General features: G+C 52.1%; 23 protein-coding genes and 1 riboswitch. Of the genes, 21 read left to right on the top strand and 2 right to left on the bottom strand.

Annotated features, from left to right (window positions below; genetic code table 11):
• Positions 1–345: 345 nt before the first annotated feature.
• Entirely contained in the window at positions 346–1,152 is an 807-nt protein-coding gene (locus tag M6D81_RS05375) for a helix-turn-helix transcriptional regulator (protein ID WP_262675800.1), read from the bottom strand.
• 119 nt (positions 1,153–1,271) lie between these two features.
• On the opposite strand from M6D81_RS05375, the gene pyk reads away from it, so the two are divergent.
• The 7 genes from pyk (at position 1,272) to M6D81_RS05340 (ending at position 10,809) form a co-directional block, all read left to right on the top strand.
• Positions 1,272–2,690, top strand: coding sequence for a pyruvate kinase (gene pyk / locus M6D81_RS05370; RefSeq protein ID WP_262675799.1), 1,419 nt, complete (start codon positions 1,272–1,274; stop codon positions 2,688–2,690).
• Between the two features lie 73 nt (positions 2,691–2,763).
• Positions 2,764–2,874: riboswitch (purine riboswitch) on the top strand.
• Between the two features lie 131 nt (positions 2,875–3,005).
• Positions 3,006–3,953: an EamA family transporter gene (locus M6D81_RS05365; protein ID WP_262675798.1), complete on the top strand. Its 948-nt coding sequence runs from the start codon at positions 3,006–3,008 to the stop codon at positions 3,951–3,953.
• A gap of 254 nt (positions 3,954–4,207) precedes the next feature.
• A complete protein-coding gene (locus M6D81_RS05360; RefSeq protein WP_262675797.1) occupies positions 4,208–4,840 on the top strand; it encodes an SGNH/GDSL hydrolase family protein in 633 nt (210 codons plus the stop codon).
• Positions 4,841–5,115: 275 nt separating this feature from the next.
• Positions 5,116–7,368 carry an ABC transporter ATP-binding protein gene (locus M6D81_RS05355; protein ID WP_262676006.1) on the top strand — a complete coding sequence of 751 codons (2,253 nt, stop codon included), beginning with the start codon at positions 5,116–5,118 and terminating at the stop codon, positions 7,366–7,368.
• Positions 7,365–7,856 (top strand): DUF1854 domain-containing protein, encoded by a 492-nt coding sequence (locus tag M6D81_RS05350; RefSeq protein WP_262675796.1) that lies wholly within the window; start codon positions 7,365–7,367, stop codon positions 7,854–7,856. The genes M6D81_RS05355 and M6D81_RS05350 overlap by 4 nt, the downstream gene beginning before the upstream one ends.
• Positions 7,857–7,910: 54 nt before the next feature.
• Positions 7,911–10,136 (top strand): ABC transporter ATP-binding protein, encoded by a 2,226-nt coding sequence (locus M6D81_RS05345; protein WP_262675795.1) that lies wholly within the window; start codon positions 7,911–7,913, stop codon positions 10,134–10,136.
• Between the two features lie 391 nt (positions 10,137–10,527).
• Complete coding sequence (locus M6D81_RS05340) at positions 10,528–10,809, top strand: CD3324 family protein (protein ID WP_262675794.1); 282 nt, start codon at positions 10,528–10,530, stop codon at positions 10,807–10,809.
• Between the two features lie 57 nt (positions 10,810–10,866).
• Here M6D81_RS05340 and M6D81_RS05335 read toward each other — a convergent pair whose 3' ends face one another.
• Positions 10,867–11,157, bottom strand: coding sequence for a hypothetical protein (locus M6D81_RS05335; RefSeq protein ID WP_262675793.1), 291 nt, complete (start codon positions 11,155–11,157; stop codon positions 10,867–10,869).
• 407 nt (positions 11,158–11,564) lie between these two features.
• On the opposite strand from M6D81_RS05335, the gene ehuB reads away from it, so the two are divergent.
• The 14 genes from ehuB to M6D81_RS05265 all read left to right on the top strand — a co-directional run bounded on the left by ehuB (position 11,565) and on the right by M6D81_RS05265 (position 24,775).
• Positions 11,565–12,419, top strand: coding sequence for an ectoine/hydroxyectoine ABC transporter substrate-binding protein EhuB (gene ehuB, locus M6D81_RS05330; protein WP_262675792.1), 855 nt, complete (start codon positions 11,565–11,567; stop codon positions 12,417–12,419).
• A 19-nt stretch (positions 12,420–12,438) separates the two neighbouring features.
• Positions 12,439–13,074, top strand: coding sequence for an ectoine/hydroxyectoine ABC transporter permease subunit EhuC (gene ehuC / locus M6D81_RS05325; RefSeq protein ID WP_262675791.1), 636 nt, complete (start codon positions 12,439–12,441; stop codon positions 13,072–13,074).
• Positions 13,075–13,078: 4 nt separating this feature from the next.
• On the top strand, positions 13,079–13,738 hold the full coding sequence (gene ehuD, locus M6D81_RS05320) for an ectoine/hydroxyectoine ABC transporter permease subunit EhuD (RefSeq protein WP_262675790.1): 660 nt from the start codon (positions 13,079–13,081) through the stop codon (positions 13,736–13,738).
• A gap of 59 nt (positions 13,739–13,797) precedes the next feature.
• Positions 13,798–14,643 carry an ectoine/hydroxyectoine ABC transporter ATP-binding protein EhuA gene (ehuA, locus tag M6D81_RS05315; protein ID WP_410795695.1) on the top strand — a complete coding sequence of 282 codons (846 nt, stop codon included), beginning with the start codon at positions 13,798–13,800 and terminating at the stop codon, positions 14,641–14,643.
• 43 nt (positions 14,644–14,686) lie between these two features.
• Positions 14,687–15,268, top strand: a complete 582-nt coding sequence (gene ectA / locus M6D81_RS05310; RefSeq protein WP_262675789.1) for a diaminobutyrate acetyltransferase — start codon at positions 14,687–14,689, stop codon at positions 15,266–15,268.
• Positions 15,265–16,578 (top strand): diaminobutyrate--2-oxoglutarate transaminase, encoded by a 1,314-nt coding sequence (gene ectB / locus M6D81_RS05305; RefSeq protein WP_262675788.1) that lies wholly within the window; start codon positions 15,265–15,267, stop codon positions 16,576–16,578. The genes ectA and ectB overlap by 4 nt, the downstream gene beginning before the upstream one ends.
• Before the next feature lie 47 nt (positions 16,579–16,625).
• Complete coding sequence (locus M6D81_RS05300) at positions 16,626–17,009, top strand: ectoine synthase (RefSeq protein ID WP_262675787.1); 384 nt, start codon at positions 16,626–16,628, stop codon at positions 17,007–17,009.
• A gap of 52 nt (positions 17,010–17,061) precedes the next feature.
• Positions 17,062–17,958, top strand: a complete 897-nt coding sequence (gene thpD, locus M6D81_RS05295; RefSeq protein ID WP_262675786.1) for an ectoine hydroxylase — start codon at positions 17,062–17,064, stop codon at positions 17,956–17,958.
• A 2-nt stretch (positions 17,959–17,960) separates the two neighbouring features.
• Positions 17,961–18,482, top strand: a complete 522-nt coding sequence (locus M6D81_RS05290) for a DUF2179 domain-containing protein (RefSeq protein ID WP_262675785.1) — start codon at positions 17,961–17,963, stop codon at positions 18,480–18,482.
• Positions 18,483–18,826: 344 nt separating this feature from the next.
• Entirely contained in the window at positions 18,827–19,321 is a 495-nt protein-coding gene (locus M6D81_RS05285; RefSeq protein WP_262675784.1) for a MarR family winged helix-turn-helix transcriptional regulator, read from the top strand.
• A 94-nt stretch (positions 19,322–19,415) separates the two neighbouring features.
• Positions 19,416–21,062, top strand: coding sequence for an MDR family MFS transporter (locus M6D81_RS05280; protein WP_262675783.1), 1,647 nt, complete (start codon positions 19,416–19,418; stop codon positions 21,060–21,062).
• Between the two features lie 110 nt (positions 21,063–21,172).
• On the top strand, positions 21,173–22,729 hold the full coding sequence (locus tag M6D81_RS05275; RefSeq protein ID WP_262675782.1) for an ABC-F family ATP-binding cassette domain-containing protein: 1,557 nt from the start codon (positions 21,173–21,175) through the stop codon (positions 22,727–22,729).
• 130 nt (positions 22,730–22,859) lie between these two features.
• Positions 22,860–23,990: a tyrosine-type recombinase/integrase gene (locus M6D81_RS05270; RefSeq protein WP_262675781.1), complete on the top strand. Its 1,131-nt coding sequence runs from the start codon at positions 22,860–22,862 to the stop codon at positions 23,988–23,990.
• Between the two features lie 581 nt (positions 23,991–24,571).
• Complete coding sequence (locus M6D81_RS05265) at positions 24,572–24,775, top strand: hypothetical protein (RefSeq protein ID WP_262675780.1); 204 nt, start codon at positions 24,572–24,574, stop codon at positions 24,773–24,775.
• Positions 24,776–25,214: the final 439 nt, after the last annotated feature.

Genomic DNA, 25,214 nt, shown 5'->3' with positions numbered 1-25,214 from the left:
TAGAAGCGGAAAAATAGAGGAAAGTGTGCGCTAGCGCTCATTTTGCTCACATAGCTCCATCAAGCGTGCCTCGTACCGCCGAAAAGTAGGAGCTATCGCTCAAAATGGTCACATAGAAGCGGAAAAGTAGTGGGAATTGTGCGCTATCGCTCATTTTGCTCACATAGCTCCATTAAGCGTGCCTCGTACCGCCGAAAAGTAGGAGCTATCGCTCAAAATGGTCACATAGAAGCGGAAAAGTAGTGGGAATTGTGCGCTATCGCTCATTTTGCTCACATAGCCCCGCCAAGCTTGCCTCGTACCGAATGGACCTAAGTAGTAACGATAAATCGTACAAAGTGGCAGTCAAAGCGAGTGGGAACTGCGCTCTACAAGAGCGACCGACGGCGGATAGCCGAATGCCCTTTTGAATAACCGTTGAAAGTATGAAACGTCGCTGTAGCCCAAATACTCCGCGATCTCCGATATGTTCAACAGTGATTCCCTCAGCAAATATTGCGCCGTGCGCATGCGGACATGATGGACATATTGACTGATCGTCTGTCCGGTGTGTTGGCGGAATAACGCAGCTGCATGATTCGGGCTGCGACCGATGCAGTCACCTAGCTCAGCTTTCGTAATTTTCTCCCGATAATGATCCGCTATATATTGCTTCATCCGCGCCGCATGATCACCGGACTGCACCGATAATTGCCCTCGATCCAGTTCCCTGCTCCATAACGCCAGCATATCCAATAGCAATGCAGCTGCTCTGACAGTTGCGTATGGCGACTCATCGATCCATTCCTTTTGAATCGCACGCAGCCGCTCGACACACATCTCATATATTCCCGCCTTTGACATTGTATGAAGCGGACAGTTCAATAGCGGAATTGCGCCGCTTTGCTCCATCCTGAACCGGATGACGATTTTTTCATGGAAGACGGTGGGAATGCTCTTGCCATAATAGGGAAGCTGCGAAGGAATGAACAGAAAGTCGCCCCGTTCCGCCATCGTTTTCTCTCCGTTAATCCAATACAGGCATTTGCCGTAAGTCATCACAACGAGCTGCCCGGACGTTGTTTCACCTTCCTGAGATAAGGTGGGACTGGACAATTGCTCTTCGTACCAACTCGTACCTTGATGCTGCATAATGGAGATAACAGAAAGCATAACGCGATCCTCTTTTCCCGAAAAAAATCATACTATACTGTTCCCATCATACTATATTTCATGTACGTTGTCCTCCAGATGCTCTACAATGATGACAGTTCAAGTTGGAGGGATAAGCAATGAGCCACACAAAAATGGTATGTACGATGGGTCCATCGACCCATTCGATCTCGATGCTGAAGGAAATGATGAAAGAAGGAATGAACGTAGCCCGCTTGAATATGGCACATGGCGAGCTCAGCGATCATAGCGGAAGAATTGCAATGATTAGGCAGGCGGCGGCCGAAGTGTCGGCAGTCGTTGCTGTCATGATGGATATTAAAGGGCCGGAAATACGAATCGGTACGTTGGAAGAGGGCTCCTACGCCTTAAATAACGGCGATACACTGAGGCTAGTTACGGATGATATCGTCGGCAACGGGGAGCGCGTATCGGTTAACTATGCGGAGCTGCCGAAAGTGGTTAAGCCGGGCAGCCGCATTCTCCTCGACGACGGATTGATCGAACTGACCGTGAAGCAAGTATCGGATACGGAAGTGATATGCCAAGTCGTGAACGGAGGTTTGCTGAAGCCGCGCAAAGGCGTCAATCTGCCGGGTATTCGCACAACGTTGCCGGGTGTGACGGAACGCGATGAGAGACATATTGCGTTCGGCGTGGCGCAAGGCGTCGACATGATCGCCGTATCCTTCGTTCGCAGGGCGGAGGATATTTTGCAGGTGCGTCAATTGCTGGAGGAAGCGGGAGCTGCGCATATCAGCATTATCTCCAAAATCGAGAATGAAGAGGGCGTAGACAATCTGGATGCGATCATCGAGGCGTCTGACGGCATTATGGTAGCCAGGGGGGATCTGGGCGTAGAGATTCCGGCGGAGGATGTGCCGATGATTCAGAAGTCCATGATTGATAAATGCAATCAAGCCGGCAAACCCGTCATTGTCGCGACGCAAATGCTGGATTCCATGCAGGTGAACCCTAGACCTACGCGCGCGGAAGTGAGCGATGTAGCCAATGCGGTGCTGCAAGGGGCCGATGCCATTATGCTGTCGGGAGAGACGGCTGCAGGCAACTACCCGCTGGAATCGGTGCGCATGATGAGACAAATCGCGGAACGCGCCGAATCCACAATTCAATATACCGACCAATTCCGAGTTCAAATGAATCTGCCATCCTCATCTACGACAGAGGTCATTAGCCAGGCCGCGGTGAGCGCTTCGCTGCAATTGGAAGCGGCGGCTATACTGACGCCTACAGAGAGCGGATTCTCGGCAAGGATGGTATCCAAATATCGTCCGAAGGCACCGATTATCGCCATCTCCGCTCACGATCATGTCCTGAAGCGGCTTAGCCTGATTCGGAACGTCATCCCTGTGAAGGGGGAAGCAACCGCTTCTACCGACGAGATGTTCCAGTCCGCCATCCGCAATGCCTCCCGAACCAATCTGCTGCAGAAGGGCGATTATGCCGTCATTACAGCGGGCGTGCCTAGCGGCAGATCGGGAGCGACGAACTTGATCCGTATTATCGAAGTTGAATAACAATACATGACGTATTGACAATCGGCGCGCATCATGTAAAATAGAAACCGTTGTTGTTTTACTATCAGAAATTTTACAATCGGATATCCTATTTCGTATAACCCCACATAACGGTTAATGGCACAGGGTGGGGGTTTCTACAGGGAGCCTTTACTTCCATGCTACGAACGATTGTCCAGCTTATGGCGGACATGACATTCGTAGCATTTTTTTATTTGGGGATGGGGCGTTCCGTTCGAAATTCATCAAGCATAGTCCGTCATGTCTTGCATGAACGGCATGTGACTGAAGTAAACTAACTGGGGAGGATGAATAATGTTTAAACATATTGCAGCCGTATTTATCGGTGCGGCCAGTTACGGTGTACTGTCGACCTTCGTCGTGCTGGCGTACGACCGGGGATATTCGCTGGGCGAAGTGGTGGGCAGCCAGCAGATGGTCGGATTTCTGCTGACGGCTATGTTCGCCTGGTACATTAGGCAAAGAGAGAGTACAGGCGCGTGGCGACGGAACGAGAGTGTTCGCTCCAATGCACGCGGATTGACCCAGCTGACCTGGACGCAGCGTCTTATTCTTATGGCGGCGGGCATGCCTACGGCGATCACCGGTTTGTTCTATTACCATTCCTTGCGATATATTCCTGCATCGCTTGCCATTCTGTTGTTGTTCCAGTTCACCTGGATTGGCGTCGTCGTGCAAGCCGTCCGGCAGCGGAAGCGTCCCAGCCTGGCTGTATTGATCTCATTGCTCATATTGTTCACAGGTACGATGCTTGCAGCCGGCTTGCTGGAGCAGGGGGCCGGACGCTTCAATATGATCGGTATTGCATTGGGGTTGATGGCGGCTGTCAGCTACACGCTGTTCCTGCTGCTCAGCGGGAAGGCCGTACCGGAGGCGCATCCGGCTTACCGCGGCATGTGGATGATGATGGGTGCGATGCTCATGGTATTTGTCCTGTTCCCGCCGCGCTTCCTCATCGATGGAAGCCTGTGGAGCGATCTGATGCTGTTCGCACTGCTGCTTGGCGTATTCGGCGCATTGCTGCCGCCGGTGCTGTTCGCCTACGGCGTGCCTCATATCGGCGAAGGAATGGCCGCTATTCTTGGCGCCGCGGAGCTCCCAATGGCTGTTCTATTGTCAACGCTCGTGCTAAGGGAGGATATCACGCTGCTGCAATGGGGAGGTGTCGCCATTATTCTGTTCGGCGTCGCTTATCCGGAGCTCATGCGGCGAAGGAGGAAAGGGGCCGCCGCAGTCTCATGAAGCCGTGAGACTGCGACCGGGTTGCCGAACCGCTTTACAGTATCATCATACTGCCGGACCCGCATGCTTCAGAGACTAAATCTGTCCCTGAAGTTTTTGTATTTAATAGCGAGTGAAATTCAGTCCGAGTTCCCTTCGTGCCTTGCCCACTCGGCATTGCCTCTAGCATTTCTAGCATTTCCACTTGACAATAATGGTAGGCGAACGTAAAATGTGGAAAGATTTGATGCTATCAACGTGTGGAGGGGAGCAGCTTGTCACTGATTAAAGAGAATGAAGTTGTACTATTTCAAGGGGACAGCATTACGGACTGCGGCAGAAACCGGGAAGACGGCGGCAGTCTTGGAAACGGTTACGCCAACATGACGGCCGGGACTTTCGGCTACTTGTATCCGGAGCGAAAGGTGACTTTCTTAAACAGAGGAATTAGCGGCAATCGGGTCGTTGATCTGGAGAGACGCTGGGAGGAGGACTGTCTGGCATTGAAGCCCGATTGGGTGTCAATCTATATCGGCATCAACGATACGTGGCGCAGGTATGACAGGAATGATCCTACCTCTACGGAAAGCTATTATGAAGGCTACCGTCGACTTATCCTAAGCACGAAAGAGAGCCTCGACGCCAAGCTTATATTGGTTGAGCCGTTCGTCTTGCCGGTACCCGACGATCGCCGTGCCTGGAGAGAGGATCTGGACCCCAAAATTGCCGCGGTTCGCGCGCTGGCAGAGGAGTTCAAAACGCTGTATGTGCCGCTGGACGGACTGTTCGCCGCACAGAGCATGCGTACCGGGGCCGCATATTGGGCGGGAGACGGCGTTCATCCTTCGCCTGCAGGACATGCACTTATTGCCGATGCATGGCTGAAGGCAGTCGGAGCGCGCAGCTAAACGAAACCGGTTAACGATCAAACTCATACATTTTATCAAGGCAGATAAGGTCTGTTCGCTTTACGAAGCGGGCAGGCCTTTCGTCTTGGATAAGAAGTAATATTCGGCTATAGCCATATGCACCCGCCAGGAAGCATTGACTGTCATCAGAAATGGAAATATGATGTTGTCGTTATGGTAAAAAATGAGCAGTCTGTATGAAAGTGAAACAGATTGCATAATGGAACAGAGGTGGTCGTATGCTCCATGAAGTGCGAGAATCATGCTTGCGACGGATGAAGGTGACGGAAGCAGAGATAGTCGGAGAGCTGATCTGCGATCGCGATGAAGCTGGAAGTTACGTCCATACATACATCGTTCTGACGAATCGTAATATCGTCGTTGCGCGAAGCAGAGGGAAGCCTATTCCGGAAAAAACGTTCCGGGGTTATGCGGGAGGCACGTCCAGCCAGGAGAAGAAGGTCGGGAACGCCGAATGGGAGATGGAACGGATCAGGTTAACCGAAATTGTCGCATTGGAGACCGTTGAGCTGGTCTCTGCCGGCATGCTGCTTCTAAAGGGCAAGAAAGAGCAATGCGTACTGGCCTCCTATACCAGTGAACTGAGCAGCAGGGCAGCCGCATTCGCCGCCCTCGTTCAGAAGGTGAAGTCCGGGGAGGATGCGCTCGGGGAGAAGCTTGCCGCGTCTGATGAAGAGGGAGCTTGTCCAACTTGCGGCATGATTTATCCGGAAGAAGGGAGAACTGTATGCCCCAAGTGCTTGAAAAAATCGGCGTTATTTTTTCGGCTGCTTGGTTTTGCGAAGCCGTATCGCAACAAAATCTCGCTTGTCATCCTGCTGATGCTTCTCAATTCGGCTGCTTCGCTCGCTATCCCTTATTTAATGGGCACAGTGCTGTTCGATCAAGCCTTGCGCGGGGAAGGCAGATTCGCTGACCAGATCGGCCTTGTTATCCTCCTTATGATCATTTGCCGGACGATTGCACTGCTGTGCGGGGTAGGTTACGGTGTCGTCAACGCAGGCGTCGCTTCCAATATCATATTTGACTTGAAATCGGCGGTGTTCTCTTCCATGCAGCGCTTGTCGCTTGGCTTCTTCCAGCGGCGGCAGACTGGTCAGCTCATGACGAGAGTGAATAACGACTCGGTTGAATTGCAATACTTCTTCGTCGACGGTTTATCTTACTTCATCGTTAATGCCATGAATATTATCGGCATCGTGACGATACTGCTAATGCTGGATTGGCGCCTGACCTTGCTGTGCTTTCTTCCCATGCCGATTGTCATCCTGCTCGTCCATCGCACCTTCCCGAAGCTGTGGCGTATGTCCTGGCGAAGCCACCGCCGAATCGCAGCGCTCAACTCCATCATTAGCGATTCCATTAAAGGGACGCGAGTGGTGAAGGCGTTCGGCAAGGAGCAAGCTGAAATACGGCGGTTCGGCAGCGCCAATACCGGCTTCTCGGGTGCAGAGCAAAGCTACAACAAGCTCAGCGGTACCCTATTCCCCGTCTTGAATGCGCTTACGGCAATGGGCAGCGTCATCATATGGGCGTTCGGCGGTTGGCTTATATTGCGAGGGGAGATTGCATTCGGACTGCTGCTGACCTTTGTCCATTATATGCATATGCTCTATGGACCCATCCAGTTCCTGAACAATATCGTCAACTGGTGGTCGTATTGCATGACGGCGGCGCAGCGAATATTCGAGATTATGGATGCGGCTCCCGATGTGAAGGAAGCTGAGCGTCCAGTAGAGCTGCAGCCGATGAAGGGTGATATCTCTCTTAGGAACGTCTCCTTCGGCTACGAACCCAATAAGCCTATTCTGAAGGGGGTATCCCTGAATGTGAAGGCGGGCACGATGCTGGGAGTTGTCGGCCAATCGGGAGCGGGCAAGTCGACGCTGGTCAATCTGATCTCGCGACTCTACGATGTGAACGAAGGCGAAATCGCAATAGACGGCATCAATGTGAAGGAGCTGTCATTCGCTTCGCTAAGAGATCAGATCGGCATCGTATCGCAGGAAGTATATGTGTTCACAGGCACTATCGCCGAAAATATCGCTTACAGCCACCCGGATTGCGGCATGGATGAATTGATTCAAGCGTCCAAGGTGGCGGGGGCGCACGACTTCATTATGAAGCTGCCGGACGGGTACGACACGCTCGTCGGAACGGGCAATTATGCGCTCTCAGGCGGCGAGAAGCAGCGGTTGTCGATTGCAAGAGCCGTTCTGCACAATCCGAAGGTGCTTATTCTGGACGAAGCGACTGCTTCACTGGATACGGAGACGGAGCTGAAAATTCAAGAGGCGCTGGAAGCGCTCATACAAGGACGTACGACAATCGCGATCGCCCATCGGCTCTCCACACTGCGCAATGCGGATTATCTGGTCGTGCTTGACGGAGGCTGCATCATGGAGGAGGGCACGCATGATGAGTTAATGGATAAAGGCGGAAAATACAGCGAACTGGTTGCGATGCATAACAAAGCATTGAAGATGAGCGAGGGGATAGCGGGATGAAATCATTAGTTACCTATATACAAGGAGATGCGGCAGCTTTCAGAAAAACGGATGGCGGGTTGCTCGCCATTGCAATCGACGGCAAGGAGCATGAACCCGTATTTGTTCACGCTGCGTTCCCCCATACGATGCCGCGCAGTTATTTGTCCATCGTAACGAAGGAAGGAACTGAGCTCGGTGTTATCGCTTCCCTGGACGATGTCGATCGCACGACCGCAGCTCTGCTGGAGGAGCAGCTGCTGCTTCGCTACCATACGCCAGTTATTACGAAGGTCGTGCAGGTGAAGGAAGAATTCGGGTATGCCTATTGGGAAGCCGAGACGACTGCAGGCCTGTGCCGCTTCACGACGAGAGGGAATGGCATCAGCGCGAAGCTGGTGACGGAACAACGGCTGCTCATTCAGGACGTGAACGGCAATCGCTTCGTCATACCGGATATCGGAGAGCTTACGGATAAGGAATACAGAATGGTGGAGATGTGCATGTAGCGGGTAGACCGCTGAAGCATGCAGCTCATCGCTGGAGAACGAGGTGATGCCGGAATGAATTTGAAGTATTCGCTAACGGACGAGGATAATAGGGCGGCAGCGGGAGCGGTAGGAGAAATCACCTATTGCGTCCCCGCCAACCTGAGCATGCTGGGCCGCCGGCTGGAAGGGTTCTTCGTTATCGGGGAAGAACGCTGGGCTTATGTCCAGAAGGGAGAAGTGAAGGCAAGCAGGGACATTGCGGAAGGCGAACAATATGCGGTAGTCGCACTGGTCGGGAATGTCGTGTTGGAGATGAAGGTAAGGGGAGAGACGCATGTCCTGATCAGGTCGACGATGGAGCATGCCGCCAGATTGGGTTATCTCGCCAGCATCCTGAACGACAAATGGGCTCGTCGGAAAGTGCGCATCTATGACAACGACGAAGTCACCGCATGCAGGAATTGCGGCAGCGAGCTTGTGCCCGGCACTCGCATCTGCCCGAAATGCATGAGCAAGGGAGCCGCATTCCGCAGATTGATCGCCTTGTCTGCCCAATATGGCAAGGGGTTCGCCGCGATACTGGCTCTGCTGCTGGCCGCATCAGGCATTGCGCTGGCAGCACCTTACTTCCAGAAGCTGCTCATTAACGGCGTATTGCAGCCGCCTGACGGGGAGAGCGCCCAAATTCCGCTATTCTATATCTCAATAGGGGCTATAGCCGTCTGTCTGTTGCTCGGGGAGCTTCTGGCCATACTGCGCGCCCGCAAGATGGCGACGATCAGCTCAGGCATCGCAGCCAGCCTGCGACAGCTAGTGTACGACAAAACGCAGCAGCTGTCGCTCGGCTTCATGACCTCTCAACGTGCGGGAGATATGATGAACCGGATTACGTCGGATACCGAGCGTATCCGACATTTTATTCAAGAGATGTGCACGAATGCGATCTATCAGATGATTCTGCTGACGGCGGCGAGCTGCTTGCTGTTCATGGCGGACTGGCGTCTGGCTGTAATCGTATTGCTGCCTGCTCCGATCGTGGCGTACCTGCATCATTATATATGGAAGCATGTGTTGTTCAAGCTGTTCCACAAGCAGATGCGCATCTATGACCGTGCGAATACTTATCTTCACGACGTGCTGAGCGGCATTCGCGTAGTCAAGGCATTCGGTACGGAAAGAAGAGAGATTCGGCGCTTCCGTGAGCATAATCGGCAATTCGCTGCAGCGACATATCAGTCGGAGAAGCTGTTCAGCATTCTGGCTCCGGTCACCAATTACTTGATTGAGCTGGGTCAATATTTCGTCCTGATGCTTGGCAGCTACCTGATTCTGAACAAGGAGATGAATGTAGGCGAGCTGATACAGTTCAGCATGTACGCCTCCATGATCTTCGGTCCTATCGCCTGGCTGATGTTCATGCCGCGATGGGCAGCCAATGCGCTCATCTCGATTGACCGAGTATTCTCGGTCATCGACGAGCAGCCGGAGGTGACAGATGCCGCACAGCCAGTCTCTCATCGTATTGACGGTCATATTGCGTTCCGCAACGTATACTTCGGTTACAAGTCCTATGAGCCTGTGCTGAAGGATATTCAATTGGATATCCAAGCGGGTGAGATGATCGGGCTGGTCGGCCACTCCGGCTCGGGGAAGTCGACGCTGATTAATCTGATCTCACGCTTCTACGACGTCAACGAGGGGAGCATCACGATCGACGGACAGGACCTGCGCTCCATTAAAGGGGAGGATCTGCGTGCCCAGATCGGGGTAGTCCTTCAGGAAACCTTCCTCTTCAAAGGGACGATTAAAGAAAATATTCGCTATGCAAAGCCGGACGCGACAGAGAACGAGATTGTCGAAGCAGCTCGAATAGCGAACGCGCACGGATTCATCATGAAGCTGCCGGATGCATATGACACACTGCTGGAGGAGAACGGCAACAATCTGTCCGGCGGAGAGCGCCAGAGGCTGGCGATAGCGCGTGCGATTATGAACGATCCTCGCATTCTCATCCTGGATGAAGCGACAGCGTCGCTGGATATCGAGACGGAGTCCGCTATTCAGGAAGCGCTGCAGCGGGTAACTCGCAACCGTACGACGATCGCCATCGCTCATCGCCTGTCGACTCTTCGGCATGCCGACCGGCTGATCGTGCTGGAGAAGGGTAGGATCGCCGAGCACGGCTCGCATGAGCAATTAATGAAGCAAGAGGGCATTTATTTCAAGCTGATAACGGCACAGCGGCAAATGTCGGGACGCAGCAAGCCGGCAGCAGCCGAGATAACGGCGGTGAGGTGAGGGCAGGTAAAGTTCCGTTTAAAGCGTTCTTTCGCTATCTGCCTTCCATGGAATGGAAGTATAATAAGGGTGTCGGGCCGATGAATTAATCAGGAAAGGAGTTGATTGTGTTGATCAATTTTAAAGAGGTGATCTCCGCTTAAATAGCGGGGATCGCCATAACCGGGGAGGCCGCAAGGCCTCCTTCCACTTTGTGGGGAATGCGAGAAAAGTCGGGGGCGGCGGTTGGAATCGAAATCCGGCGTTGTAGAAGTAACGAGTTTTCAATATAATGGAATCATGAAGTTAAAATACGAAAGAAAGGGAGGCGTTAGCATGTTAGTCATCACACTGCAAGGAACGACAATGACACAAGGCCAAATTACGAAAATGTTCGAGGAGGATTTATACCGTGAACTACAGAAATGGAAGAGACGTGCTTCCCCCTAGTTTGCTTGCCGAGCTGCAGCAATATATTCAAGGGGATCTGATTTATATTCCCAAACCGTCCAATCAACGTGCGAGCTGGGGCGAGAAGAGCGGAGCCAGAAAGCTGCTTGCCGAGCGCAATCGCGAAATATACAAGTGTTACGCCGATGGCGCCACGATCTCGGAGCTTGAGCGCAAGTTCCACCTGTCCAGCGAAAGCATCCGCAAGATCATCGTCAAAGTGAAATGCAAGCTGACGGTATGAGCGGCCATTAAGAAAGAACCTCCCAAGTGAAATGGAGAGGTTCTTTTTCTTGTGCGCTTAATGGAGAGCGGTGGCTGGCAATTCCAGCTTCGTCCGCGGATACTTGTAATCGTCCCGGTAGCATCTGGTCTCGGCATCGTAAGTAGATTGCGACAGCCGATGGGAAATATCGAAAACGGGCAGATGTGGATTGACATGCAGCGTCGACCCGTAAAAGGAACAGCCTTCAAAGTTGAAATCAAGGGTAGTGATAATGAGGACGCAATTGGTAAAGACACAGTTTTTAAAGCTGAAGCCGTCAAAATTGATCGTTTCGTTGTTAAAGCACTCGTTCATGATTAGTTTCATTCACAACTCTCCTCTGCAAATAGTGAACCGTGGAGCGGCAAGATCAATGTTATCAAAGCGGCTATGAAATGTTTGTCGCAAACTGCTTGTCAGAGACAAAAAGTTATCGACAGGGTGCGCCTTTTTTCTCTATAAGAAAAATTTATGAATAGAACCGTGGCAATAAAGATTCATATCTATAAAAATTGCTTATATAACATACATCCGATGACATGTAAAATCTTCTATACGGGAATATAAGGAAGGATAAAGCAGGAATAAGGAGGACCCGCCTCGTCAGCCCCCCTCTCCTATAGTTAGCTATATATAACCTTGATTATGCCCTTTTACTGGAAATGACCTCAGCGCCGATTGATGGTAGCCTTTTAAGTGTCCGAAAAAAAGTATTGGAAAGGTTGGGGTTCAAGGTGCGAAAGTTGTGGCTGACGCTGCTTACTATTCCATTGCTGCTGCTTAGTGCATGCGGCGGAAATGAGCAGGTAACGCTGGAGGAGCTACAGAAACAAGGTTATGTAACCGTGGGGTTCGCTGGCGAAAATCCATATGCGTACAAAGACGAGAACGGCAAGCTTACCGGAGAAGCAGTGGAGATCGCGCGTGTTATTCTGGAGCGGTTGGGCATTGATGAGATGAAAGGAGAATTGACGGAATTTTCAGGCTTGATTGCGGGGCTGAATGCGAAGCGGTTCGATATGATTACAGCCGGAATGTTCATTAACCCGGAGCGGTGCGAATCGGTCAACTTCGCAGATCCGGAATACAGCATCGGCGAAGGACTGGCCGTGAAGGCGGGCAACCCGCTGGGATTGAAGAGCTATGCGGACATTGCCGCGAATAAGGATGCTAAAGTAGCCGTTATGGCCGGCGCGGTAGAGATCGGTTATCTGGAAGCATCGGGCGTTCCGGAAGATCAGATGGTGTTCGTCAACAATCAGGACGATGCGATCAGTGCACTCCAATCCGATCGGGCCGATGCGATGACGATGACGGGTCCGGCGCTGCAATCGCGACTGGATGCGTCGGGTGACAGCAATCTGGAGCGCGTCATGGACTTCGAGCAGCCAACGGTGGATGGCGCGAGTGTACGCGGTTACGGGGCTAGCGCATTCCGCAAGGCTGACACAGAGCTGCGGGACGCATTCAACGCCGAGCTGGACAAGATGAAGGAAAGCGGAGAACTGCTTGAAATACTCCAGCAATTCGGGTTCACCGAACAGGAATTGCCTGGCGATATGACGGCACAGCAGCTCTGCGAAGCGTAGAGTAGTGGACTTCCCGATTATGAAATGGCTGCCGTTCCTTGTGGACGGCGCCATTATCACCATTCAGGTGACGCTGCTCGCAGGAGTCGTATCCACCATACTGGCGTTCCTGTCCGGACTCGGCAGGCTGTCGAATATTGCGGCCATACGCTACGTATCGCGAATTTACATGGAGATCTTCAGAGCTTCGTCGTTGCTGGTCCTGCTGTTCTGGGTATACTTCGCTCTCCCGATGATCGGGGTGGAGCTGCCCAAGCTGTGGGCAGCGGTGCTGGCGATCGGTCTTAATATCGGCGCGTACGGATCGGAAATTGTCAGAAGCGCGATTGTGTCGATCCCGCAAGGCCAGTACGAAGCATCCACGGCGCTGAACCTGACACCTCTGCAGCGAATGCTGAAGATCATTATGCCGCAAGCAATCGTCCGGATGCTGCCCCCGATGGGCAATCTATGGATCGAGTTGCTGAAGTCGACATCGCTCGTCTATTTTATCGCCATGTACGACTTGACATTCGAAGCAATGATTATCCGCAATAATAATCAATCGTATGAAGCTATTATTTTCGGCTTATTGCTGGTTATCTATTTCTTGTTGTCCACTTGTGTCACCGTCACGGTTCGCTTGCTGGAACGCAAATTAACCGCTTGGAGGTGATCGTATGTGGAATTGGGATTATGTCGTCGAATTATTGCCCACGCTCCTGGACGCATTAATGGTGTCGTTGTACGCTACCGTCTGCGGTTTCCTGTTGGCGGTCGTATTGGGACTGGTGTTCACACTCGGCAAGCGCTCACCCAGACGTTGGATCAATATGATAACCAATTCCGTGGTGGAATTCGTAAGGCGAACGCCGCTGCTGGTGCAGCTGTTCTTCTTGTACTTCGGAATATCCAAGATGCTGCCCGTGTCGATGTCGGCATTTCTTACCGGGGTGATCGGACTGGGAGTTCATTATGCCACCTACTTGTCCGAAGTGTATCGTTCCTGTATCGAAGCGCTGCCGAAGGGGCAATGGGAGGCATCTACCGCGTTGAACTTGTCCAAGGCGAAGACATGGCTGCTGGTCATCTTGCCGCAAGCCGTTCCGCCTGCGCTGCCGCTGATGGGCAACTATTTGATCGTTATTTTCAAGGAAACGCCGTTGCTGTCGGGCATCACGGTGATGGAAATGCTGCTGCGCGTAAAAAATGAAGTATCCAAGTCTTATCTGGTATTCGAGCCGTATACCGTCATTGGCGTCTTCTTCATCGTCATCAGCCTTGCTATGTCGCTGCTGTTCAACCGGCTGGAGAAGCGGATTGAGAGGCGGCATTCCTAGCAGCGAATGCTGGCGGCTTGCAGCGGAGATATGACAGCAAAGAGAAACGGAAGGAGTGAATGACCGTGAGCGCTGTATTGGAAAGAGACGAAGAAGCCGAACGGAAAACGAAGGAGCCGCCTTCCGGACGGCTGCTGGGAGAGCCGATCGTAAGGTATGAGAATGTGACCAAATCGTTCGGCGATCTGGAAGTTATTAAAGGAATCGATCTGACGATGCATGCGGGTGAAAAGCTTGCGCTTATTGGGCCGAGCGGATCGGGCAAGACTACGCTGGGACGTATGCTGATGACGCTGGAGGAGCCCACTAGCGGTATGATCACAATTGACGGCGAGCCGCTATGGCATATGAAAAATCGCCGCGGGCAGCTCGTCAGAGCGAACGAAAAGCATCTGCACAGGATGAGGGAGAAGGTGGGCATGGTGTTCCAGCATTTCAACCTATTCCCCCATCTGACGGTGCTGCGCAACGTGACGCTTGCGCCGACTACCGTGCTTAAGATGTCCAAGGAGGAAGCGCATGAGCGCGCCGTCACGATGCTGCGCAAGGTCGGACTGGAGAGCAAGCTGGATGTGTATCCCGCGCAGCTGTCAGGGGGCCAGAAGCAGCGGGTGGCCATCGCCAGAGCACTCGTCATGCAGCCGAAGGTGCTTGTGTTCGACGAAGTGACCTCGGCGCTTGATCCTGAGCTGGTCGGCGAGGTGCTGGAGGTGATCAAGGAGATCGCGCAGGAGACCGATACGGCGATGATGCTCATCACGCACGAGATGGACTTTGCAAGAGATATCGCCGATACAGTCGTCTTCGGTGCAGAGGGGAGAATCGTGGAGCAAGGCTGTCCGACGGAGCTGTTCGACAATCCGGAGAGTGAGCGGCTGCGGTCCTTCTTGAGCAGATTCCTCTAAAACCGATTAATTGTGGTGGAAAGACAACGATGAGGAGGCATTTATGCAACAAGCATCAGCAACAAAGCAAGATGAGCAAGAAAGCAGCGAAGATGGCAAGCTACTCTATCGAAAGCCAAGCGTGGAAGAAGGAGCAAAAGCATGGGAGCTCGTCAAGGATTCCGGTGTGCTGGATCTGAACTCCGCATACAGCTACTTGATGCTGTTCGATCTGTTCCGCGACACCTGCTGTGTAGCGGTGGAAGGAGGAGAACTCGTCGGCTTCGTCTCGGCGTTCCGCAAACCGTCGGAGCCAGCTGCCCTGTTCGTCTGGCAGATCGGAGTATCTGCGAAGATGAGAGGCAGAGGCGTGGGCAAGGAATTGCTCAAGCAGCTGCTGCAGCGTGAAGCGTATGCGGACATTCAATATGTCGAGGCGACAATCAGTCCCGGCAATGTGCCATCCAGCAAGCTGTTCCGGTCAATGGCCGGCGAATTGGGGGCGGAATGCGACATTCGGGATTATTACGCTTCGGAGCTGTTCCCTGGCGATGGTCACCATGACGATGAGAGGTTATACCGGATCGGACCGTTCCGGCTTCACGAGACGACTTGGAGACTACAATTAGAGGAGGCAGGGGAATGAAACAAGTACAAGAGAAGGCATCTTCGTTGAAAGTATTCGATCAAATGGAATCTGAGGTGCGCAGCTATATACGCAGCTTCCAAACGGTATTCAAAAAAGCAAGCAACGCTAAATTATGGGATAAGGACGGCACCGAATATATCGATTTCTTCGCAGGAGCCGGATCGCTGAACTACGGCCACAACAATGAGAGCATCCGCAACAAACTGGTGCAATATCTCATGGGGGACGGCATTACGCACAGCCTCGACATGGCGACAGAAGCGAAGGAAACGTTCCTGCTTCGCTTCAACGAGATTATATTGGAGCCTCGAAAGCTCCAATACAAAATCATGTTCCCGGGGCCGACGGGGACCAATTCCGTTGAGAGCGCAATGAAGACAGCAAGAAAGGTGACGGGTCGAAAAAATATTATCTCCTTCACCAATGCGTTCCATGGCATGTCGCTAGGTTCGCTTGCGGCGACAGGAAATTCCTTCAAACGCGGCGGTGCAGGTGTCAGCCTGCCTGACACCACATTCGTGCCTTATGACGGCTATCTGGGCGGCTCAGTCGATACGTCGCTGATTCTGGATAAGCTGCTTGACGACCCCGGCAGCGGTGTTGACTTGCCTGCAGCCGTCATCCTGGAGACGCTGCAAGGGGAGGGCGGATTGAATGCCGCCAGCGCGGAATGGCTGCAGCGCATCGAAGCGATCTGCCGCAAACACGACATTCTGCTCATCGTCGATGATGTACAGATGGGCTGCGGCCGTACGAGCACCTTCTTCAGCTTCGAGGAAGCGGGAATCGAGCCGGACATTGTCTGCTTGTCCAAGTCGATCGGCGGCTACGGACTGCCCATGGCGCTGACGCTTATCAAGCCGGAGTACGACGTGTGGAATCCGGGCGAGCATAATGGCACGTTCCGGGGCAACAATCTCGGCTTTGTCGCTGCGACTGAAGCGCTGGCCTATTGGAAGGATGATCAGCTGGAGCAGAAAATCGCCGCAGATGCGGAGCTGATTCATTCGGCCCTGCAAGGTCTGAAAGCCAAGTACAGCAGCCATATCGTGGAATTGCGCGGCAAAGGCTTGATTCAGGGAATGGTCTTCAAAAAGCCGGAGGATGCTTCGCGCCTTAGCAAGGAAGCGTTCAAGCTGGGTGTCATTATGGAGACGTCCGGTCCGCGCGACGAGGTAGCCAAGGTGATGCCGCCGCTTACAATCGAGAAGCCGCTGCTGCGGGAAGGATTGGCGCGCATCGAGGAGGCATTGTCCGCGATGTACGATTCCGCCGGCAGCAAGGTGCAAGTGAAGGCGCGCGCTTAACAGCAAGACAACAAACCAAGGGATAGAAGCAGGGAGAGTGACAACAGGTGATTGTAAAACATTTGGACGACGTCATTAAAACTGAGGATGACATTCAAGCGGAGACATGGAACTCCAGAAGGCTGCTTCTGAAAAAGGACGGCATGGGCTTCTCGATGCACGATACGGTCATCAAACCGGGAACGGAGACGTTAATCTGGTACCGGAACCATGTAGAGGCCGTCTATTGCATTGAGGGGCAAGGGGAAATTGAAGTGATTGGCGGTAAAACGTATCCGATCGTGCCGGGCACATTGTATGCGCTCGACGGTCATGAGAAGCACCTGCTTCGTACAGAGATAGGGATGCGCATGGTATGCGTATTCAATCCTCCGATTACCGGTAATGAGGTACATGACAAGGATGGCGTATATCCGCTAGTCGAGGAATAATTCCAATCAAGTCATAATTCAAACCATTCGAGAGAAGGAGATGTTGGCCAGGATGAAAATGGATCAAACAGTAGTGAAAACGAAGGAAGATGCTTACCCGTCCCGAATTGCCGAGCAACCGGAGCTGCTGGAGCGCAAGGACCCTGTCGTACATAGCGAGTGGTCCCAGGGAGCCGCGCTTACGAAGGAGCAATCGGACTTCTACGACAAGAACGGCTACTTGTTCCTGGAGGGGTTCTTCTCGCAAGAGGAGATCGAGGCATGGCGCCAGGAGCTGGCGCGGCTGCAGGATGCTTATCGAGATCAGGAAGCCGCCCATGTCATTCGCGAGCCCGGAGGCAACGAGGTGCGCTCGATATTCGCGGTGCATGAGAACAACGACATCTTCAAGCAGCTCGCTGCGCATCCCAAGCTGGTAGCTATGATGGAATACTTGCTGGGATCGGAGACATACATTCATCAATCCCGGATCAATTTCAAGCCTGGCTTCAACGGGAAGGAATTCTACTGGCATTCCGACTTCGAGACTTGGCATGTAGAGGACGGCATGCCGCGCATGCGCGCGCTGAGCTGTTCGATCGCGCTGAGCGACAATCATCCGTTCAACGGTCCTCTGATGGTCATTCCGGGCTCGCACAAGAAGTTTGTTGCTTGCGTCGGTCAGACGCCGGAGAATCACTTCAAGGATTCTCTGCGCAAGCAGGAATACGGCGTGCCGGATCATGACAGCTTGACGAAGATGGCGGAGGAAGGCGGCATCGATACGCCGGTCGGCAAGGCGGGCTCCATCCTGCTGTTCGACTGCAACGTGATGCACGGCTCGAACAGCAACATATCGCCTCTTCCGAGAAGCAATGTGTTCATGGTATTCAATAGTGTGGAGAACAAGCTGCAGGAGCCATTCTCCGGCCAGAAGCCTAGACCGGATTATATCGCTTCCAGAGATTAATCATGAGTCCTGCCCTCATTGTCGCTTTGATACTGGGGATCAATATTACGTATGTCTCCATCTTCACACTGCGATTAATATTGGTCATCAAGGGCAAACGGACGATGGCAGCCATGCTGTCCATGATCGAAGTGTTCATCTACCTTGTCGGCTTGCAGATCGTGCTGGATAACCTGTCCAGCCCGCTCTACATCGGCGCGTACTGTATCGGCTTCGGCATCGGCGTATACATGGGCAGCCGGATCGAGGAAGCGTTGGCGCTCGGTTATTCCGTCGTGCAGGTGATCGCGGATACCGTGAATACAAGCTTGCCTGACCGGCTCAGAAACTACGGCTACGGCGTTACGGTATGGCATGCGGAAGGGCGCAACGGTCCGCGAATGGTCATGCAGGTGCTGGTAAAGCGCAGCAACGAGAAGCGGTTGCTTGAGCGAATCGCGGAGGAGGCACCCAAGGCGTTCGTCATCTCTCACGAACCAAGGCACTTCCGCGGCGGCTTCTGGGCGAAGATGCTGGAGCGATAATTTTGCGGCATGCGTTTAGAATAAACAACTGCAAGACGATAACGAACGGAAACAGAGCATTGATGGATGGATTTGAGCAGGAGCATGGCACTTGGCGTCCCCTACCGAATATGGTGGGGGATTTTTTTTCGTGGGGCCTCGTCGCCTGAGACAATTAGATTGCAGTGGGCAGAATAAAGGAGGAGAGAACTGTCGGGCATATTTATGCATACGCTGTTGATGCTCGATCATCCGATAGCTCGTCAAAAGATGTACTTGACAAATAGATTGTTTATTACTTAATATTTAAATAGTTTAAATATATAGTGGTGAAGTAAATTGGGCAAATAAGGCGGGTGATGAAGGTGATATCGTATAATAGCCGATTCTTGCAGGCCATTACGGCGCTGAATCGGTATTACGGAAGAGAACTGATGTACGAACTGGGCGAGGGTGTAACCCGCACACAGCTGTATATGCTTCTGATGATTAAAGAACGAGGCAAGAGCAGGCCGACAGAGCTTGCGGAGAAGCTCGATGTGAAGCCCAGTGCGGTGACGGTCATGATCGACAGACTGGAGAAGGCCGGGTACGTGGCACGTACGTATGATCAGAAGGATCGAAGAGTGATATTAATTGAACTAACGGAAGCCGGACGGCACATGCTGGATCGGGCGCTTGAAGTTCGCAAGGAAATGGTTGGCAAACATCTGGCGCGATTAAGCGGGGATGAGACGAAGGCAGTAACGGAAATACTGGAGAAGATGGTGCAATTCATTGCGGACGATGGGCAGCACGGCACAGGGTGCGGTCATGGGGCTATATGCAAATCAACGGGGGAAGGAACGGAGAAAAATTAGTCGTTCCGGTCCCAGTAAGTGCGTGGTATCGCAAACAAGCAGTTAAGTGAAATTTATCGAGAAACAAATGTTTACAGGGATTGGGGAGAAAAATATGGAGCATTTATCCAATAAAAGGAAAATTACGATTATGCTGGCGATTATGTCCGCCATGTTCTTCGCTGCCATCAATCAGACGATTGTTGGAACCGCGATGCCGCGGATAATCGCTGAGCTGGGTGGCATGCAGTATTACAGCTGGGTCATTACGATCTACTTGCTTACCTCTACGATAGCAACGGTAATGGTGGGCAAATTGTCGGATATGTACGGACGCAAGCCATTCATGCTGATCGGCATAGTCATCTTCATAATAGGCGGGCTATTGACAGGCTTCTCAAAGGATATCGCCCAGTTGATTATATACCGTGGCGTTCAAGGGATCGGAGCCGGTATTATTATGGCATCAGTGTTCACCGCAGTCGGTGACTTGTTCTCGCCGAGAGAAAGGGGCAAGTGGACGGGCATTCTAATGGCCGTATTCGGCTTCTCCAGCATGATCGGTCCTGCGCTGGGCGGCTGGATCGTCGAGCATATGCCTTGGAGCTGGCTGTTCTGGATCTTCCTGCCGATCGGTCTTATCGCCTTCGTCATGATCTTGTTCTTGTTCCCGAAGGTGGACCAGAAGTCGAACGAGCGAATCGATTACGCAGGGTCCATATTCCTAAGTCTTACGATTATCGCGCTGTTGACGGGCTTCTCGCTCGTCGGCTCCGGAGACGACTTTACTTGGACTTCACCGGAAATTATCGCCTTGTTCGCAGCAACCATCGTATTCCTGATCATCTTCATTATGGTGGAGCGCAAGGCGAGCAGCCCGGTGCTGCCGCTGAGCTTGTTCCGGAATGATATCGTGGTCATCTCCAACATTATTGCCTTCATTATTAATGCCGGCATGATCGGCGCTCTGATCTACATTCCTTTCTTCATCCAGGGCGTAGAGGGCGTGTCTCCATCGCATTCCGGATATGTCACGATGCCGATGTCCTTCGCAATGGTTGTCGTCAGTGCCGTCGTAGGGCGTGTAATTACGAAAACAGGCAAATACAAGCGATATGGCATTATCGGTTTGCCGATTATGATTGGCGGAATGCTTGTCATGGCCAATATGACCGAAGTGTGGCATGCAGTTACCGCCATGACGGTATTCGGCATCGGACTTGGCCTAAGCATGCCGATCTTCACGCTGACGGTTCAGAATGCGGTCAGCCCGCGAGAGCTGGGTGTGGCCACTTCATCCTCGCAGCTGTTCCGCAGCGTCGGCGGAACGATCGGCATCGCTGTACTGGGCTCCATCATGCAATCCCGCATGGTGAAGGAAATGCAAGAGCAAGCGGCAGCTGCAGGCGGCGGAGGATCGCTTGAGGGAATGGACCCGAAAGTGGCGGAAGCACTCGCACCGCTGCAATCGCCGGAAATACTGCTGAACCAGCCGGAGCTGGAGAAGCTGCTTCATGGCTTGCCAGAGGCAGTTCGGCCGATCGCAAACGGCATCGTCGAGATGGTGCGCACAGCTATGGCCAACTCGCTTAGCACGGTCTTCCTTGTCGGAGCCGGACTGGTTGTCGTGGCTTTCGTACTCGTGTTCTTCCTGCGCGAGATACCGCTTCGCACAAGCAATCAAGTGCCCGGACAGGAATCTGGAGAGGCGGCGGAGCGCACGCCGGATAAGATGCCATCCAACATGGAAGGCGCTCATTAAGCTAATTTGATGATTTTTTGCCGCCCGAAGCCGGATTAATAGTTGAGCTTACCTCCTATAAACCTTTATAATAGAGCGTATATGAATTTTTATAGGAAAAGGTGCAATGAATGAGCATACTAAACGTAGAGAAACTAAGTCACGGCTTCGGCGATCGGGCAATCTTCAATGATGTGTCGTTCCGCTTGCTGAAAGGTGAGCATATCGGTCTGATCGGCGCCAATGGAGAAGGCAAATCCACGTTCATGAATATTATTACCGGGAAGCTGCAGCCGGATGACGGCAAGGTGGAATGGTCCAAGCGGATGCGGGTCGGCTATCTGGATCAGCATGCAATGCTGACGAAGGGTATGACGATTCGCGATGTGCTGAAGAGCGCATTCCAGTATCTGTTCGACATGGAGCAGGAAATGAACGATATGTACGGACGGATGGGCGAGGTGACGCCCGAGGAACTGGAGACGTTGCTGGAGGAAGTCGGTACGATTCAAGATACACTGACCAATCAGGACTTCTATATGATTGATGCGAAGGTGGAGGAGACGGCGCGCGGTCTGGGCTTGACGGATATCGGTCTCGACAAGGACGTGCACGATCTGAGCGGCGGTCAGCGGACGAAGGTGCTTCTGGCCAAGCTATTGCTGGAGAAACCGGACATTCTGCTGCTTGACGAGCCGACCAACTATCTGGACGAACAGCATATCGAATGGCTGAGGCGCTACTTGCAGGAGTACGAGAATGCATTTATTCTGATCTCTCATGATATCCCGTTCCTGAACAGCGTCATCAATCTGATCTACCATATGGAAAATCAACAGCTGTCGCGTTATGTCGGCGACTACGATCACTTCATGCAAGTGTACGAGATGAAGAAGCAGCAGTTGGAATCGGCGTTCAAGCGCCAGCAGCAGGAGATTGCGGAGCTGAAGGACTTCGTGGCGCGGAACAAGGCGAACGTCGCGACACGCAACATGGCGATGTCCCGTCAGAAGAAGCTCGACAAGATGGATGTCATCGAGCTGGCGAAGGAGAAGCCAAAGCCGCAGTTCAACTTCCAGGAAGGAAGAACAGCCGGGAAGGTGATCTTCGAGACGAGAGGGCTGGTGATCGGCTATACGGAACCGCTATCGCGTCCGCTTGATCTGAGAATGGAACGCGGACAGAAGATCGCCTTGGTCGGTGCGAACGGCATCGGCAAAACGACGCTGCTTCGCAGCATCCTGGGAGAAATCCCTGCGTTGTCCGGCGAAGTGGAGCGGGGCGACAATCTGGAGATCGGCTACTTCGAGCAGGAAGCAAAGGATGCGAATTACAACACTTGTATCGATGAGATCTGGAACGAGTTCCCTTCATTGAATCAATTCGAGGTTCGCGCAGCTCTGGCGAAATGCGGATTGACGACCAAGCATATCGAGAGCAAAATTCAGGTGCTCAGCGGCGGGGAGAAAGCGAAGGTTAGACTTTGCAAGCTGATTAACCGCGAGAGCAATGTGCTTGTGCTTGACGAGCCGACGAATCATCTTGACGTCGATGCGAAGGAAGAGCTGAAGCGTGCTCTTAAAGCGTATAAGGGCAGCATTCTGCTGATTTCCCACGAACCGGAATTTTATCGCGATGTCGTGACGGAGACGTGGAACTGCGAGTCGTGGACGACGAAGGTGTTTTAATAATAGGTAATAGGCAGTCTGAGTATCCGGAAGAACTGGAGAATGGCATTGTCCCATGGGCAATGTTGTTCTCCTTTTTTGTGCAGCATCTGTCAAAATTTTGCGACAATGGTATAATGGGAGGGATTATGTGGAAATTAAAGTGAGCAAAAGGGACGATCAGTGGCTAGGCGTTCGGATTGAACCTTTCTCCATGGATACCGTAGTGAAAATAAAATCCATAGCGGGGCGAAAGTGGCAGGCTGAGGAAAAGCTGTGGCTCGTTCCATACAAGCTTGCGACCATCGCTCAGCTGGCGGAGCTATTCCATGGGGATGTGATTCATGTTGATGAGGTGCTGGATGAGGAATGCTATTTCCTTCGGGAATGGGTGGATGCCGGCAAGAAGACGGCCGAACGTTGCTCGGGGCTTCTGGCGAAGTGGGAGTCCGAGCACCATCAGATCATGAACAATGTATTAGTGGCGAAAGGATACAGCTCTAAAACAGTGAAGGCGTATAGCGGACATGTCAGGCGATTGTTGGCCTATATGCTGGAGGAACGAGGGAATTGCGACCAAATTGGAGAGGCCGATATTCGTCAATATACGGTTCGTATGTTAAACGGTAAGAAATCGCATGCCTATGTGAACCAAGCGATCAGTGCCATCAAATTCTATTGCGAGCATGTGCTGCTGCTGCGAATCCGCGAAGCTTACATTAGACCGAAGAAGGAGAGTAAGCTTCCTGCCGTATTCTCGATCGAAGAAGTGAGAGCCATCATCTTGGCTCCGAGCAATGTTAAGCATCAGGCGATATTGGCGTTGACCTATTCGTCGGGGCTTCGGGTAAGCGAGGTGGTACGTCTGCAGTTGGAGGATATAGATATTGGCCGCAAGACCGTCCGTGTTCGTCAAGGGAAGGGAAGGAAAGATCGGTATAGCATCTTGTCAGGTAATGCGCTTGCCATTGTTCAGAAGTATATGAGGCTGGATATGCCGGACAAGTGGCTGTTTCCGGGAAGTGAGCTGGGTAAGCACTTGACGGAGCGCTCCGTGCAGAAAATGTTCGAGCAGGCGTTAATTAAATCGGGCGTCGCGAAAAAGGGGAGTGTGCACAGCTTGCGTCATTCATTCGCCACCCATCTATTGGAAAGCGGCATAGACATTCGCTATATCCAGCAATTGCTGGGCCATGAAAGCACTCGCACCACCGAGCGCTACACGCGTGTGAGCACCAAGAGCATCAGTCGAATAAAAAGCCCATTGGATACTATAGAGTAAACGGGGCGGATGGTGTGGACTATGTGCAAGAGTGCTTATTACAAAGATACCCATGTTGAACTACGCAAACCCTCTCTTCTTCAAAGTATTAATGAAATACATAGATAGGGTGTTATCTGAAACTCCTGAAGTTGAACACGGAAGAAATACCCATCCACAGACATCCGATGAACATCTGGACGAAGTGGAACGCAAGATCGGATTCATGTGGTACGAATTGAGCCACATGACGGTTTTATCCCCTCCCCCTAAAAACAAAAAGCATAAAAAGATTGGGTAAGAACGGAACATATTTGAATAGCCTTGAAAGAATGAAGAAATGGATTGGAGTAATCTGCCGCGTAGGAATAACGTAACGCAAATCGGCAGAGTAAGGAGAACAGTAGGAGTCTCCGAAAAAGCAAAAGATATGGTTAAAAGAATCGGATAAGCCTTCTCCGTTAGCGGAACGTTACGATATACGATGGTGGAACAAGTTTGAATTGTCGTCGCCGTCGTGAATGAAAAAGAATGATTGAATGAATCTAAGGACTTGAGAACCAATGAAAACATGAAAACAAAGGGGGAGGGGATAAAACCTAATGAACCGATCTTACTTGGGCATGTCAACGGAGCATCAGATAACACCGTATTCACGCAGCGTCGCCTATCGGCTCCTTGGTCCGGCCGAAGTTGAAGAAGTGGATTCGATTGAGGTTAATTCAGAAGCAGAGAAGCAGAGTCAGCCGGACAACCCTGCAAGGCTAAGTGGCGGAGCCACCCGGCAATCTGGTCGCTGCGCTTGACCAGTTCCGCTGCTTTAAGCCTTTCGGGTTCGTGAATACAAGAACGTTATCTGTAAGATCTGCCCCAAGAGAATTGTAAGTAACTCATCCACAACGTCCTGTTGTTTGAAGCAATTCGAGTAGAGACATGAAGTGCGTAGAAGAAATCACTAGTTAATGATAGCCAGCGTGTCAACATATAGCAAGAACGTATTTTTGTAAGTGAGTCGGAGAAGCTAGCGTGTCAACATTTAGCAAGAACGTATCTTTGTAAGTGAGTCGGAGAGGCTAGCGTGTCAACATATAGCAAGAACGTATTTTTGTAAGTGAGTCGGAGAAGCTAGCGTGTCAACATATAGCAAGAACGTATTTTTGTAAGTGAGTCGGAGAAGCTAGCGTGTCAACATTTAGCAAAAACGTATTTTTGTAAGCGAGTCGGAGAAGCTAGCGTGTCAACATA

It is taken from the genome of Paenibacillus sp. J5C2022, assembly GCF_025567625.1.
Classification (GTDB): domain Bacteria; phylum Bacillota; class Bacilli; order Paenibacillales; family Paenibacillaceae; genus Pristimantibacillus.
Note: the sequence above shows the minus strand (reverse complement) of the source record. Positions and strands in the feature narration are given on the sequence as shown.

What these genes read in the sequence shown, in the direction of transcription:
- M6D81_RS05275 (WP_262675782.1), top strand. Translation starts at nt 21,173, where the DNA reads ATGAGCATACTAAACGTAGAGAAACTAAGTCACGGCTTCGGCGATCGG.
- M6D81_RS05355 (WP_262676006.1), top strand. Translation starts at nt 5,116, where the DNA reads ATGAAGGTGACGGAAGCAGAGATAGTCGGAGAGCTGATCTGCGATCGC.
- M6D81_RS05375 (WP_262675800.1), bottom strand. Translation starts at nt 1,152, where the DNA reads ATGCTTTCTGTTATCTCCATTATGCAGCATCAAGGTACGAGTTGGTAC.
- M6D81_RS05350 (WP_262675796.1), top strand. Translation starts at nt 7,365, where the DNA reads ATGAAATCATTAGTTACCTATATACAAGGAGATGCGGCAGCTTTCAGA.
- ehuD (WP_262675790.1), top strand. Translation starts at nt 13,079, where the DNA reads ATGTGGAATTGGGATTATGTCGTCGAATTATTGCCCACGCTCCTGGAC.
- M6D81_RS05365 (WP_262675798.1), top strand. Translation starts at nt 3,006, where the DNA reads ATGTTTAAACATATTGCAGCCGTATTTATCGGTGCGGCCAGTTACGGT.
- pyk (WP_262675799.1), top strand. Translation starts at nt 1,272, where the DNA reads ATGAGCCACACAAAAATGGTATGTACGATGGGTCCATCGACCCATTCG.
- M6D81_RS05265 (WP_262675780.1), top strand. Translation starts at nt 24,572, where the DNA reads ATGAACCGATCTTACTTGGGCATGTCAACGGAGCATCAGATAACACCG.
- M6D81_RS05335 (WP_262675793.1), bottom strand. Translation starts at nt 11,157, where the DNA reads ATGAAACTAATCATGAACGAGTGCTTTAACAACGAAACGATCAATTTT.
- M6D81_RS05280 (WP_262675783.1), top strand. Translation starts at nt 19,416, where the DNA reads ATGGAGCATTTATCCAATAAAAGGAAAATTACGATTATGCTGGCGATT.
- ehuA (WP_410795695.1), top strand. Translation starts at nt 13,798, where the DNA reads ATGACCGTGAGCGCTGTATTGGAAAGAGACGAAGAAGCCGAACGGAAA.
- M6D81_RS05345 (WP_262675795.1), top strand. Translation starts at nt 7,911, where the DNA reads ATGAATTTGAAGTATTCGCTAACGGACGAGGATAATAGGGCGGCAGCG.
- ectA (WP_262675789.1), top strand. Translation starts at nt 14,687, where the DNA reads ATGCAACAAGCATCAGCAACAAAGCAAGATGAGCAAGAAAGCAGCGAA.
- ehuC (WP_262675791.1), top strand. Translation starts at nt 12,439, where the DNA reads ATGAAATGGCTGCCGTTCCTTGTGGACGGCGCCATTATCACCATTCAG.
- thpD (WP_262675786.1), top strand. Translation starts at nt 17,062, where the DNA reads ATGAAAATGGATCAAACAGTAGTGAAAACGAAGGAAGATGCTTACCCG.
- ectB (WP_262675788.1), top strand. Translation starts at nt 15,265, where the DNA reads ATGAAACAAGTACAAGAGAAGGCATCTTCGTTGAAAGTATTCGATCAA.
- M6D81_RS05290 (WP_262675785.1), top strand. Translation starts at nt 17,961, where the DNA reads ATGAGTCCTGCCCTCATTGTCGCTTTGATACTGGGGATCAATATTACG.